We start from the raw sequence: 12,997 nt of genomic DNA, 5'->3' as shown, positions 1-12,997 counted from the left end.
AAGTGGTCTAACCAGTGCTAAGTGTAATCAAATTATTAACGAAATGTAAAACCTTGTATTGTTCAAAAAGTGATCCATGTAGGGCAAAACCTCAAAATAAACAACCCATAGAGGGCTTTCTGGAGTAGGAAGCGGGAGAAAACAACAATTCTTGAAGTCGAACTATCGACAGAAAGGATGGTTTGGGTAAACTCAAGCCTGTTACTGGCTCTTGATTGATGGAGCCTATCGGTAAACAGATTAAAAAGAGAATATATCTATGTACCAGGATTTAATTAAAAGTGAATTGACCGAAGCGGCTGACGTGCTAAACAAATTTCTTAATGATGAGCATAACATCGCTCAAATTGAGGCCGCCGCAAAACTGATTGCCGACTCATTTAAGCAAGGCGGAAAAGTGCTCTCTTGCGGTAATGGCGGTTCCCACTGTGATGCAATGCACTTTGCTGAAGAGCTAACGGGGCGCTATCGCGAGAATCGTCCGGGTTATCCTGGTATTGCTATTTCAGATCCAAGCCATTTGTCTTGCGTTAGCAATGATTTTGGTTACGATTTTGTATTCTCTCGCTATGTGGAAGCGGTGGGTTCAAAAGGCGATGTCCTGTTTGGCCTATCGACTTCTGGTAATTCAGGGAACATTTTGAAAGCGATTGAAGCGGCCCAAGCCAAAGGGATGAAGACCATTGCACTGACCGGTAAAGACGGTGGGAAAATGGCAGGTTTAGCGGATATCGAGATTCGTGTCCCGCACTTCGGCTACGCGGATCGTATCCAAGAAATCCATATCAAGATCATCCACATTGTTATCCAACTGATTGAAAAAGAGATGGCGTAAGAAGTTCAACACCGTTCTTTTCTTTTAATGTGTTTGTGGTTGCAAAAGGGAGTGCATTAAACCATGTGTGAATTGCTCGGTATGAGTGCCAATGTGCCGACTGATATTTGCTTTAGTTTTACTGGGTTGATTCAGCGTGGCGGCAACACGGGGCCGCATCGTGATGGTTGGGGAATCACTTTCTATGAAGGGAAGGGGTTTCGTACCTTTAAAGATCCTAACCCTAGCTTTCAGTCAAAAATTGCAGAGCTTGTGCAGAGTTACCCTATAAAAAGTCGGGCAGTGGTTAGCCATATTCGTCAAGCAAATCGGGGTGGGGTGAATTTGGAAAATACTCACCCATTCACTCGAGAATTGTGGGGGAGATATTGGACGTTCGCTCACAATGGACAATTGGCGGATCACCAGCAGCTAGAAACTGGGCGCTATCGCCCTGTTGGTGAAACCGATAGCGAGCAAGCTTTCTGTTGGTTGTTAAAGCAGTTAGAAGCGCGTTATCCTGAACCGCCTCAAGATATGCTCAGCATGTTTCAATTCGTTGCGAAGTGTTGCGATCAACTTAAGCAGCAAGGTGTGTTTAATATGCTACTTTCTGACGGTGAGTTTGTGGTGACCTATTGCACGAATCATCTGTACTGGATTACTCGACGCGCCCCCTTTGGGAAAGCAAGTTTACTTGATGAAGATGTCGAGATTAACTTCCAAGAAGAAACAACGCCTGATGATGTTGTGTCAGTGATTGCGACTCAGCCACTGACGGGAAATGAAACTTGGCAACGAATGAAGCCAGGCGAATATGCGATTTTCCATTATGGCGAATACGTTGATGGCAATGCGCAGTCCTTAGCTGACATTCCGTTTGCCGCGGCAAAGCCAGGCTGCCAAGCACCTATTTAAGGTTTTTATTCTTAAGCTTGTTCTATTTACTGCTGTTTGAATTGTATTTGAGATGACAATAAAAAAGGTTGCTGTTGAGGCAACCTTTTTCGCACTATTTAGAGATACGATTTATTCATCGAAAGCATAACCATGCATGCCAAGTAATTGGCCATCTAAATAGGCTTTACCTTCACGCATTTCCAAGCGTCCTTCAACGAACCATTGTGCCACTAGTGGGTAAATTCGATACTCTTGAGCTTGGACACGTTGAGTCAAAATCTCAACGGTATCTTCATCAAAAATAGGCACTTTTGCTTGTAGAATGACTGGGCCACCATCAAGTTGTTCAGTCACAAAATGCACACTGGTGCCGTGCTCTTCATCACCCGCGTGAATCGCGCGTTGGTAGGTATTCAACCCAGGATATTTAGGAAGTAAAGAAGGATGAATATTGAGCATCCGTCCTAAATAGTGACGCACAAACTCACCACTCAGAATACGCATGTAGCCAGCAAGAATGATTAAGTCAGGCGCGTATTGGTCAATTTGCTCCATCAATACCGCATCAAACGCATCTCGCGTGTCAAAGGCATTTGGGTCAATATGCACCGCCGCCGCACCTGCTTTTTTAGCTCGTTCTAAGCCATAAGCAGTTGCTTTGTTTGAAAAAACAGCCGTTACTTTGCCATCTTTAATTTTCGTTTCACACGCATCAAGGATAGCCTGTAAGTTGGTGCCATTTCCTGAAACTAAAACAACAATACTTTTCATCAGTTATTTGATCTCTACTTGCTCTTCATCGAGTTGAGCTTCAGCAATATGACCGATAACCCACGCATTTTCGCCTTCCGCTTGCAGTAATTGAACGGCCGCTTGTGCTTGATCCATTGGAAGCGCAACAATCAGTCCTACACCACAGTTAAATGTGCGGTACATTTCGTGAGTGGTTACATTCCCTTTTTCTTGCAGCCATTGGAAAATAATTGGCCATTCCCAGCTATTGCCGTCAATCACCGCTTTCGTCCCTTGCGGAAGAACGCGAGGAATATTTTCCCAGAAACCACCGCCAGTAATGTGTGAAATGGCGTGAATATCGTGCTCGGCGATCATTTTAAGCGCTGATTTGATGTAAATTTTGGTTGGTGTCAGTAAGTGCTCACCAATCGTTTTGCCAGCCAAGTCTTCATTTTTGTCGGCACCTGATACTTCGAGGATCTTGCGAACTAATGAATAGCCGTTTGAGTGAGGGCCGCTAGAGCCAACCGCAATCAGAGCATCACCTGCTGCTACTTTTGAGCCATCGATGATCTCTTCTTTTTCAACCACACCGACACAAAAGCCAGCGACATCGTAATCTTCACCTTCGTACATACCCGGCATTTCAGCAGTTTCACCACCGATCAAAGCGCAACCTGCTTGCACACAACCATCGGCAATACCCGACACCACATCAGCAGCTGTATCTACATCCAATTTGCCCGTGGCGTAGTAGTCCAGAAAGAAAAGCGGTTCAGCACCTTGAACAATCAAATCGTTAACACACATTGCAACCAAGTCAATGCCAATGGTGTCGTGCTTATTCATATCCAATGCGAGGCGAAGTTTTGTGCCAACTCCATCGGTGCCAGAGACTAAAACAGGATGTTTATATTTGGTTGGTAGCTCGCAAAGCGCGCCAAAACCACCAATGCCACCCATAACTTCAGGGCGACGAGTGCGTTTGACGGCGCCTTTAATTCGTTCAACAAGTGCATTGCCTGCATCAATATCTACGCCAGCATCTTTGTAACTAAGAGAAGTGTTATTACCGCTCACGGGGAAGTCCTCGGTCATAAGTTGGATATGAAAACGGCGCTATTCTAACAGGGCTTAAAACAAAAAGGAAAACGTTTGCGTCAGTTTTTTTGTTTATAATTGGCACTGAAATTAGCATAAAAAGTGTGTACAATTCGAAGGTTTGTTTAAATGTCGTCGGAGATGAAAATGAAAGTTGTTGAAGTTAAACACCCTCTAGTTAAGCATAAACTTGGGTTAATGAGGGAAGGGGATATCAGCACTAAGCGTTTTCGTGAGTTAGCTACAGAAGTGGGTAGCCTACTAACTTATGAAGCAACCTCAGACTTTGAAACAGAAAAAGTGACGATTGAAGGCTGGAATGGCCCAGTTGAAATTGATCAAGTCAAAGGTAAAAAAGTAACGGTAGTACCTATTTTGCGTGCTGGTCTTGGCATGATGGACGGCGTTTTGGAGCACATTCCAAGTGCGCGGATTAGTGTTGTTGGCATCTATCGTGATGAAGAAACGCTTGAGCCTGTCCCTTATTTCAACAAACTCGCTTCTAATATTGAGGAGCGAATTGCGCTTGTGGTTGACCCAATGCTGGCAACTGGCGGTTCCATGATTGCGACGATCGATTTGCTCAAGGAGCGCGGCTGTAACCAATTTAAAATTCTCGTTTTAGTTGCAGCGCCTGAAGGCATCGCGGCGTTAGAAAAAGCGCACCCTGATGTTGAGCTCTATACGGCGGCAATTGATGAGAAATTGAATGATAAAGGTTATATCGTTCCTGGTCTTGGCGATGCTGGTGATAAGATTTTTGGTACGAAATAAGCGTTAATTTTATACTGTCTTAAAGGAGAAACGAAAGTTTCTCCTTTTTTATAGTTGCTTCGGTTTTTTATCGTTGCTTCAGTGATGCGTCATTACGGTCATTTTATTGCTCAACAGAATTAACGCATTGTTCGATGATTATTTTTTAAGGCTTAACGTACTGCTTTTTCTGTGGCCATTAGCTGGCGCACCTTGTGATGAATTTGTGGGTCGGCGCGGTGCTCTTTTTGTATTTGGAGCATGGCGAAATTCATCGGCATTGCGCCCTTGGAACGTTTTGGGCTTTTGATTTCTGCGTGCCGTCGAGGTTTGATTTTGCTCACGACTATCAAATAGTTTTGCATCGGTAGCTTTGCGAATACGCTTACCCGTCACATCAAGCTTGGACGCGCCTTCCGTACCGCAAGAACTCTCACACATTGCTAATATTTCAGCGACTTCCTCGTCGCTTAAATAACGCCATTCACCATTAGGGATGCCGTCTAGGCTGATGTTCATAATACGAACTCGGCGTAGTTTAAACACTTCGTAACCTAAGGCCTCACACATACGACGAATTTGACGGTTTAACCCTTGTGTTAACACAATTCTAAAGGAGAACTTCGTTTCTTGGGTTACTTTGCAAGGCAGTGTCACCGTATCAAGAATTTCCACACCAGAGGCCATCTTATGTAGAAATTCGTCGGTGATGGGTCTATCTACTCGGACGACGTACTCTTTTTCATGGTTATTACCAGCACGTAATATCTTATTGACTATGTCACCATCGTTAGTCAGAAAGATCAGTCCATCAGATGGTTTGTCTAATCGACCTATCGGGAAAATACGTTTGTGGTGGCCAATAAAATCAACAATGTTACCTGGAATATCGCGCTCTGTTGTGCAGGTGATTCCAGTCGGTTTGTTAAGGGCAATGTATATCGGTTTTTCTTTTGATTTTAATGGATTACCATCAATACACACCTCATCGTTCGGCGTGACTTTAGTGCCCATTTCCGGCAATAGTCCATTGATGGTTACTCGGCCTTGTTCAATTAACTTATCGGCCTCTCGACGAGAACAAAAACCAGTTTCACTGATGTATTTGTTTAAACGGATGGTGGCTTGTTGTGACATAGGTTGCTCTTACGTTTCCCAACGGCGGTGAATAAAAAGAAAGCAACACTCTGAGTGTTGCCTAGTAACGTTGCGATATTTTAGCAGTTAATATTAATTAACCAAGGCGTTTTTAATGACACTCATGGTTTCCAGCCTTTCCCCATCACTTTTCCTCAACAAGATATAGACGGCATTGACGTCTTTATTTATATGCTGAGGGAATGCTTTTATTTGCATGAGAAAATGGAAACTATTTTGAGACAGGTGTTCTTATCGAACCGTTCTTGAGTAGCGAATGATGCCATTCATCAAGAAGATAGAGTTATTAACGCGATAAAAAACCGGAGCAGACAGATAATCCACCCCGGTGCATAGCGTCACACTATTTTTCAATAGGTGCTAAGCGATCTAGTGAGGAGATTTGTCATTCATCACTTTATAAATGAAGAAACCGCCATAAAACAGCATAAGACCAAAAGCACCAAAGATTACTATCATTGAAGATAGTCCCACAGCATTACCAAATAGGAGATCAAGCCAAAAGTCCATGTTTCCTCCAAAGTTTCGAAGACACAGCCAAGTTAAAGTTTGCTCTGTTTGCTGACACTGATCTGGATCAATTATGTTGCATAGGTTAACTTGATGTTTCTATTGGTGTGTAATTAGTCACGTTTTTATGTGTATTTGATGGTGATTTAGCCAATGAGTTTGTTATTTGATGGAAATAAGATTAAAGGCTTGCGTCTTAGTTTTAGATGAGTAATATACGCATCCGTTCTAGGCAAAAAGCTCGGAACTGCTTGCTAAGTGCAGAGCAAAAATTTCGGTGAATAGCGCAGCTTGGTAGCGCATCTGGTTTGGGACCAGAGGGTCGGGGGTTCGAATCCCTCTTCACCGACCATACTTAAAAGCCTCGCAGTAATGCGGGGCTTTGTTATATCTGGAAGCGGTGAGTTTTTTCGTTACCAAAGAGAAAAGGGTTCGCCTCTTTCACTATCTGGCTCTTCACCGACCACATTAAAAGCCTCGCAGTAATGCGGGGCTTTGTTGCATTTGGAAGTGGTAAGTTTTCGTTACCAAAGAGAAGGGGGTTCGCCTCTTTCACTATCTGGCTCTTCACCGACCACATTAAAGGCCTCGCAGTAATGCGGGGCTTTGTTGCATTTGGAAGTGGTAAGTTTTCGTTACCAAAGAGAAAGGGGTTCGCCTCTTTCACTATCTGGCTCTTTCACTGTTCACCCTTCTCCGAGCAAATTCAACTATTGAAAATAGCAGTCAATATTCCACGATAATAAATAGCATTAGGATGTGTAAAAAACGTCACTTTAGCGCATTTTGACGTTTGATGAGTCATTACAATTTATGACCTATATCACGATTTAACCTGTCAAATCCCTTTAATGAACTTCTCGCCTTGTAGTGAGTAGTGATCTCTATTCATAAATTCATTTTTGTTATGCATTTTTATGTGATCTTTCTCAAGTTAAACTCGTCAAATAATAAATTACGGTTTTGACGTCAAGTTTAATCTATTGATTTTAAATGGTTTTGTTTTGATTGTATTTTAGAGGATTTGAACTGGATCACTTCGTGTAGCTAATTATTTTACGCTTAGAAATAACTCCTTGTATGGTGAATGCCTTAGGTCACAAGCCTTTATGCTTGTTGCTGTTTTGAGTCCTTTAAACAGGATATTGGGTTTTTATTTTAAAGGTAGGGTGAGTCAAATGTTGAAACCTAGTTTGATTGCTGTTTCGGTTATCGCCACATTATCAGGTTGCTCTTTGTTGCAATCACCAGAGCAGAAAGTAGTCGATGCGCTGGCGGAAAATTTGGATATTCATTACACCGTATTAACGAATCACGGGGCAGATGAAGGATTGGCATGTCAGGTTCTCGAAGCAGAATGGGCATCGTGTAATAAAGTGAACATGACCTTGGTTAACCAAGGTGAAGCCGTGAATTCAAAGCAGTGGGCTATCTATTTCCACAGTATTCGACTGATTCTGGATGTTGAAAATGATCAATTCAAAATTACCCGTTTAACGGGTGATTTACATAAGCTTGAACCTACTGATATATTTGATGGTTTTGCTGCGGGCGAAGAGGTTGTTTTGCCTCTGGTCGCTGAATATTGGCAGTTGTTTGAAACGGACTTTATGCCGCGTGCATTCGTTGCGGCACCTAATACAGAGCCTAAACTTATTGTATCTCTCAACACAGAGGACACGTCGTCATTTGTGCGTGGGCTTGAGGGCGACAATATCAAACGCACCACCAGCGATAATAATGTGTTTGCCACGGCCATCAGCCGATTTGAGAGAAATAGCGATGTATCACTGCAAGATGTATCAACGGCTCTGTTACCAACGCCTCTAAAAACAACGCTTGGTCAAGGTGTTGTTGATATTACTCGCGGCCTTAAGCTTGATGTGAAGGACTTTGCGACGGATCAGTTTTCAGCATTGCAGGCGCGTGCTAAAACGATTGGGCTGAAGCTTGATGGAGAGTTGGCGGTTGGTGTTGCGATTACACCGAGCGAATTTTCTGACCAGATGGCGACATCGGGTGCTTATGAGTTGGATATTGCACCGAATGCTATCTCTATTCGTGCATTTGATGAGGCGGGAGCTTTCTACGCCGTTCAATCTATTTTGGGTTTAGTGGATAGCCAGAATGTCACAGCGCTGCCGGTGATCCACATCAAAGATGCTCCACGTTTTGATTACCGTGGTGTGATGGTGGATGTCGCACGTAACTTCCATTCTAAGCAAGCGATTTTGGCCACGTTAGATCAAATGGCGGCTTATAAGATGAATAAATTACATCTTCATTTGACCGATGATGAAGGTTGGCGTTTAGAAATTCCGGGCTTACCTGAATTGACCGACATTGGTGGGCAGCGCTGCTTTGATTTAGATGAGAAAAACTGCTTGCTGCCACAGCTTGGCTCCGGTCCAAATTCTGATAACTTTGGCTCGGGTTATTTTAGTCGAGCCGATTACATTGAAATCCTCAAGCACGCTAAAGCGCGCAATATTGAAGTGATCCCTGAAATTGATATGCCAGCCCATGCTCGCTCTGCGGTTGTTTCAATGGAGGCTCGTTTTGATCGTTTGAGCCAAGAGGGGAAAACCGAACAGGCTAGCCAGTATCGCTTGATGGATCCTCAAGACAGCTCCAATGTTACGACGGTTCAGTTTTATGATAAGCAGAGTTTTATTAACCCTTGTTTAGACTCGTCTAAACGTTTTGTGGATAAGGTGATCACTGAAGTGGCCTTGATGCACAGTGATGCGGGCATGCCTTTATCGACTTGGCATTTTGGTGGCGATGAGGCGAAAAACATCAAATTAGGCGCGGGTTTCCAAGATATTAATGCGACGGAAAAAGTCAGTTGGAAAGGTAACTTAGATCTTTCACAACAAGATAAACCATTTGCGAAATCGCCACAGTGCCAAGCATTAGTCAGCCAAGGAGTAGTAAGTGACTTTGCTCATTTACCGAGTTATTTTGCTGAGCAAGTGTCGGAAATTGTCGCCGATAAAGGGATTGAGAATTTCCAAGCATGGCAAGATGGCTTGAAATACAGCGAGGGAGAATCCGCTTTTGCCACGCGCAATACACGTGTGAACTTTTGGGATGTCCTCTATTGGGGCGGTACAAGCTCTGTTTATGAATGGGCAAAACAAGGTTACGACGTAATTGTTTCTAACCCTGATTATGTCTACATGGATATGCCTTATGAAGCGGATCCTAAAGAGCGCGGTTATTACTGGGCCACCCGTGCGACCGATACGCGCAAAATGTTTGGTTTTGCACCGGAAAATATGCCGCAAAACGCTGAAACTTCATTAGATCGTGATGGTAATGGTTTTGTCGGTAAAGGAGAGGTGACGTCGAAACCATTCTACGGCTTGTCAGCTCAATTGTGGTCAGAAACGGTTCGTAATGATGAGCAGTATGAGTATATGGTTTTCCCTCGAGTGTTGGCTGCCGCTGAACGTGCTTGGCATAAAGCGGAGTGGGAAAACGACTATAAAGTAGGGGTTGAATACTCTCAGCAAACGAACTTAGTCAATAAGTCTGCACTGAATCAAGATTGGACTCGTTTTGCTAATATTGTTGGGCAACGTGAGCTGGCGAAACTGGAAAAAGCTGGCATTGATTATCGCCTGCCAATTCCCGGAGCTAAGATTGAAGCGGGTAAATTGTCGATGAATTCGTCATTCCCAGGCGTTGAGCTGCAATACTCATTAGATGGTCAACAATGGCTTACTTACTCGAGCATCGAACAACCGAAGGTGTCCGGTGAGGTCTGGATCCGTTCTATCTCTGCTTCAGGCGAGCGAGTCAGCCGAGTAACTAGTGTTAAATAACTCGTAGCCATATCAATGCACCCAAATGAAAGCCTCCGCATCTGTCGGAGGCTTTATTACATAAAATCAATTACCTTCGTGGTGAGCAAATTCAAACACCTGACCTTGCTCGTTAAAAGCAAAAACCGAATAGGCTTCTTTCTTATCACCAGATTCCATACCTGGAGAACCGATTGGCATGCCGGGCGCGGCTAACCCTTTGGCATTTTTCGGTGGATTAGCGAGAAAGGCTTGAATGTCTGTGGCTGGAATGTGACCTTCGAAAACATAGCCGTCGATAACGGCTGTATGGCAAGAGGCGAGCTTGGGTGTAATGCCCAATTGTTGTTTTATCGCCGTCATATCTTCTTGCAATTGCTCGTTAACCTTAAATCCTGCTTGTTGCATGTGAGTGGACCACTCAGTACAGCAGCCACAATAAGGGGATTTGTAATTGGTCACCTCGGTCACCGTGGCGAATGCGGAGTAGCTCATAAGAGACAAGGTGCTAAGCATAGCGGCTGTGATCATTTTCATTTTTATCTAACCTCTAAGAGTGAAAAGGGGATTTAAATAGACGTAAGCGGTTAGCGTTGCTCACGACTGTGATTGAGGACAAAGCCATTGCCGCTCCTGCAACTACAGGGCTGAGTAAAAAGCCAAAAGCGGGATAAAGCACGCCAGCGGCAATGGGAATGCCGAAGGTGTTATAAATAAACGCGCCCAATAGGTTCTGCTTCATGTTTTTTACCGTTGCTTTAGAAAGAGCGATAGCATTGACTACGGCAAGCGGTGAGGAGTTGAGCAATGTCATTTGCGCACTCTCTATTGCGACATCACTGCCACTGCCCATTGCGATACCAATATCGGCTTGCGCAAGGGCTGGCGCATCATTAATACCATCACCGACCATGGCGACGATTTGGCCTTTCTCTTGTAACTGCACGATTTTTTGTGCTTTTTGATCCGGAAGTACTTGAGCCATCACTTGCTGTATGCCCAGTTGTTTTGCTATTGCAGTGGCCACGCTTTGGTTATCTCCAGTTAGCATCACGGTACGAATGTTCATTTTGTTCAGTGTGCTGATAGCTTGTGCAGCATTAGGTTTGATTGGATCAGCAATAGCGATGAGACCTTTGAGTTCACCGTTAATGGCAACCGCGACTGGCGTCCAAGCTTGTTCTGCGTAGTGTTCAATGGCCGTTTGTGCTTGAGTAAGAGGAACGCCCAGTGATTCAAGGTGCGATAAAGAGGCAACGACGACGGAATCACCGCCAATATTTGCCATTAGCCCTTTGCCTCTTAGGTTGGTAAATTGCTCGACTTCGGCGCTGGTTGATACCAGCGGTTGCGCATAATGGCAGATAGCCTTGCCAAGAGGATGTTCAGAGCGCAGTTCCAAAGCGTAAACAAGGGTTAACAATTTGCTATCTTCAATTCCCCACGTGACTAAGTTCTGAACGGTTGGCTTGCCTTGAGTGAGCGTACCTGTCTTATCAAATACTACAGTGGTGATTTTGCTTGCCGATTGCAATACATTGGCATCTCTGATCAAAATACCCATTTCAGCGGCTTTGCCAACTCCTACTGTAACCGAGAGTGGAGTAGCTAGACCCAAGGCACAAGGGCAGGCAATGATCAATACTGTTGTCGCAACCACTAGCATATAACTGGCCTTAGGTTCAGGGCCTACAAAGTACCAAATCAGAGCGGAAAACAGGGCAATCATAACCACTGTCGGTACAAAAATAGCGGATATCTGATCTGCCAGTTTGGCGATGGCTGGTTTACTGCTTTGCGCCTGACGCACCATTTGGATGATGCGCGAGAGCATGGTTTGCGCCCCTACGCCGGTGGCTTCGATGACTAAGCTGCCATCATGATTGATGGTACCTGCCGCAATGGCATCGCCTGCCACTTTTAGGACGGGGATCGGCTCGCCAGTGAGCATGGATTCATCAACATAAGATTCACCGCTGATGACTTTGCCGTCTATCGGCACTTTTTCTCCCGGTTTTATGCGCAGTTGCATACCAAGTTGTACTAATTCAACTGCAATCTGTTGATCGCCTTGCGCCGTGATGCGTGTTGCTTGTTGTGGCTGCAAGTTAATTAAGGCTTGCAAGGATTGGGTTGTCTTTGCTTTGGCTTTCGCCTCAATGTAGTGGCCCAGTGAAATCAAACCGATAATCATCGCGCTGGCTTCAAAATAAACATGACGCGAGGCGACGGGAAACCAAGTTGGGTAAATCACTACCAACATTGAATAGGCCCAAGCCGCTCCGGTTCCTAGGGCAACTAAGCTATCCATGGTGGCGCGCCTATGGGTTAACGCAAGCCAAGCATGGCTAAAAAAGTGGCGGCCAGCGGTGGCCAATAGGGCTAAGCACACAATGCCGATAACGCCCCAGTATATTTGCTGCTGAGTGGTCACAATCATCATGCTGCCACCAAGAAGGCCCCAGAGCATTAACGGAATACCCATTATTAAACCGAGTAATGCATTGGTTTTATGTTGCTTTTGTAAATCAAGTGATTGCTGTTTTTGTTTTTCTTGTTGTTGGGCAGGGTCATCGACTCGCTCTGCACGGTAGCCTGCATGAGTAATGGCATTGAGCAATTGCCGTTCAAGGTCAGCGATATCCGCTTGCGAGAGCACTAAGGCGCTTTGTTCCGCTAAATTGATTTGCGCTTTTTGTACACCGTTAACGCTTAGAAGTGCTTTTTCCACCGAAGAGACACAGCTTGCGCAAGTCATTCCTTGGATCAGTAAGTGGGTACTAACCAAACCCGTTATTGAGGCTTCTGTCTCTTGTGCGAGTAGCTGTGTATCGCTAACCAAGGTTGTGGGTTGCGATGAGGGCAGAGGATCGCTGTTCGTGCTGAGCAAGGCTTGATAGCCTAAGGATTCGATAGCGGCGATGAGTTCACTTAAAGAGGCCGAAGTGCTCAGTTCGATGAATGTGGGTGACAGCTGGTGGATTTGTACCTCAAATTCTTGCTTGAGATGCTGCTCAAGTTTCTTCGCGCAACCCATGCATTTCAGCCCTGATAAAGGCAATTGAAAGCGTTTCATTGATAAATTCCCCGTAAACCAACTCAATAGCTAGAAGCATAAACCTTACCTTTAGGGTAAGGTCAAGTTCCACTAAAGGAAAGTTAAGCGAATTTTAAGCGTTATTCTTGAGCGCAGAAAAACGAAAGGCAATCGAGGATT

General features: G+C 44.6%; 11 protein-coding genes and 1 tRNA gene. 5 read left to right on the top strand and 7 right to left on the bottom strand.

All coding sequences use genetic code 11. The features are described 5' to 3' along the window. Positions 1-259 precede the first annotated feature (259 nt). Together lpcA and AACT23_RS04460 are read left to right on the top strand one after the other, a co-directional pair. The gene (gene lpcA / locus AACT23_RS04465) at positions 260-835 is read left to right on the top strand and encodes a D-sedoheptulose 7-phosphate isomerase (RefSeq protein ID WP_010320095.1); all 576 of its coding nucleotides are present in this window, start codon (positions 260-262) and stop codon (positions 833-835) included. A gap of 63 nt (positions 836-898) precedes the next feature. Then, positions 899-1,732: a class II glutamine amidotransferase gene (locus AACT23_RS04460; RefSeq protein WP_010320094.1), complete on the top strand. Its 834-nt coding sequence runs from the start codon at positions 899-901 to the stop codon at positions 1,730-1,732. A gap of 111 nt (positions 1,733-1,843) precedes the next feature. On the opposite strand, the gene purN is transcribed toward AACT23_RS04460, so the two are convergent. After that, the gene (purN, locus tag AACT23_RS04455; protein WP_013856233.1) at positions 1,844-2,485 is read right to left on the bottom strand and encodes a phosphoribosylglycinamide formyltransferase; all 642 of its coding nucleotides are present in this window, start codon (positions 2,483-2,485) and stop codon (positions 1,844-1,846) included. Positions 2,486-2,488: 3 nt separating this feature from the next. Continuing rightward, on the bottom strand, positions 2,489-3,529 hold the full coding sequence (gene purM / locus AACT23_RS04450) for a phosphoribosylformylglycinamidine cyclo-ligase (RefSeq protein WP_010320092.1): 1,041 nt from the start codon (positions 3,527-3,529) through the stop codon (positions 2,489-2,491). A gap of 168 nt (positions 3,530-3,697) precedes the next feature. Here purM and upp point away from each other — a divergent pair, with 168 nt between their 5' ends. Continuing rightward, positions 3,698-4,324 carry a uracil phosphoribosyltransferase gene (upp, locus tag AACT23_RS04445; protein ID WP_026027908.1) on the top strand — a complete coding sequence of 209 codons (627 nt, stop codon included), beginning with the start codon at positions 3,698-3,700 and terminating at the stop codon, positions 4,322-4,324. Positions 4,325-4,462: 138 nt separating this feature from the next. On the opposite strand, the gene rluF is transcribed toward upp, so the two are convergent. Further along, positions 4,463-5,440 (bottom strand): 23S rRNA pseudouridine(2604) synthase RluF, encoded by a 978-nt coding sequence (rluF, locus tag AACT23_RS04440; RefSeq protein ID WP_094129733.1) that lies wholly within the window; start codon positions 5,438-5,440, stop codon positions 4,463-4,465. A gap of 390 nt (positions 5,441-5,830) precedes the next feature. Next, positions 5,831-5,971 carry a DUF3149 domain-containing protein gene (locus AACT23_RS04435; RefSeq protein ID WP_010319399.1) on the bottom strand — a complete coding sequence of 47 codons (141 nt, stop codon included), beginning with the start codon at positions 5,969-5,971 and terminating at the stop codon, positions 5,831-5,833. A 275-nt stretch (positions 5,972-6,246) separates the two neighbouring features. Here AACT23_RS04435 and AACT23_RS04430 point away from each other — a divergent pair. Further along, positions 6,247-6,323 (top strand) — tRNA-Pro (locus AACT23_RS04430). A 33-nt stretch (positions 6,324-6,356) separates the two neighbouring features. Here AACT23_RS04430 and AACT23_RS04425 read toward each other — a convergent pair. After that, the gene (locus AACT23_RS04425) at positions 6,357-6,638 is read right to left on the bottom strand and encodes a hypothetical protein (RefSeq protein ID WP_176428688.1); all 282 of its coding nucleotides are present in this window, start codon (positions 6,636-6,638) and stop codon (positions 6,357-6,359) included. A 511-nt stretch (positions 6,639-7,149) separates the two neighbouring features. Here AACT23_RS04425 and AACT23_RS04420 point away from each other — a divergent pair. Continuing rightward, the gene (locus tag AACT23_RS04420; protein WP_094129727.1) at positions 7,150-9,801 is read left to right on the top strand and encodes a beta-N-acetylhexosaminidase; all 2,652 of its coding nucleotides are present in this window, start codon (positions 7,150-7,152) and stop codon (positions 9,799-9,801) included. A 66-nt stretch (positions 9,802-9,867) separates the two neighbouring features. Here the strand turns inward: AACT23_RS04420 and AACT23_RS04415 are convergent, their stop codons facing one another. Next, positions 9,868-10,317, bottom strand: a complete 450-nt coding sequence (locus tag AACT23_RS04415) for a DUF411 domain-containing protein (protein ID WP_017049700.1) — start codon at positions 10,315-10,317, stop codon at positions 9,868-9,870. 13 nt (positions 10,318-10,330) lie between these two features. Continuing rightward, complete coding sequence (locus AACT23_RS04410; RefSeq protein ID WP_176428687.1) at positions 10,331-12,856, bottom strand: heavy metal translocating P-type ATPase; 2,526 nt, start codon at positions 12,854-12,856, stop codon at positions 10,331-10,333. Positions 12,857-12,997 lie beyond the last annotated feature (141 nt).

The sequence above is a fragment of the Vibrio sp. V09_P4A23P171 genome (assembly GCF_963875615.1).
Lineage (GTDB): Bacteria > Pseudomonadota > Gammaproteobacteria > Enterobacterales > Vibrionaceae > Vibrio > Vibrio anguillarum.
Note: the sequence above shows the minus strand (reverse complement) of the source record. Positions and strands in the feature narration are given on the sequence as shown.

Excerpts from the sequence above, each read along its gene's own strand:
- AACT23_RS04460 (WP_010320094.1), top strand. The coding sequence starts at position 899 with ATGTGTGAATTGCTCGGTATGAGTGCCAATGTGCCGACTGATATTTGC.
- AACT23_RS04435 (WP_010319399.1), bottom strand. The coding sequence starts at position 5,971 with ATGGACTTTTGGCTTGATCTCCTATTTGGTAATGCTGTGGGACTATCT.
- upp (WP_026027908.1), top strand. The coding sequence starts at position 3,698 with ATGAAAGTTGTTGAAGTTAAACACCCTCTAGTTAAGCATAAACTTGGG.
- AACT23_RS04410 (WP_176428687.1), bottom strand. The coding sequence starts at position 12,856 with ATGAAACGCTTTCAATTGCCTTTATCAGGGCTGAAATGCATGGGTTGC.
- AACT23_RS04420 (WP_094129727.1), top strand. The coding sequence starts at position 7,150 with ATGTTGAAACCTAGTTTGATTGCTGTTTCGGTTATCGCCACATTATCA.
- purN (WP_013856233.1), bottom strand. The coding sequence starts at position 2,485 with ATGAAAAGTATTGTTGTTTTAGTTTCAGGAAATGGCACCAACTTACAG.
- lpcA (WP_010320095.1), top strand. The coding sequence starts at position 260 with ATGTACCAGGATTTAATTAAAAGTGAATTGACCGAAGCGGCTGACGTG.
- rluF (WP_094129733.1), bottom strand. The coding sequence starts at position 5,440 with ATGTCACAACAAGCCACCATCCGTTTAAACAAATACATCAGTGAAACT.
- AACT23_RS04415 (WP_017049700.1), bottom strand. The coding sequence starts at position 10,317 with ATGAAAATGATCACAGCCGCTATGCTTAGCACCTTGTCTCTTATGAGC.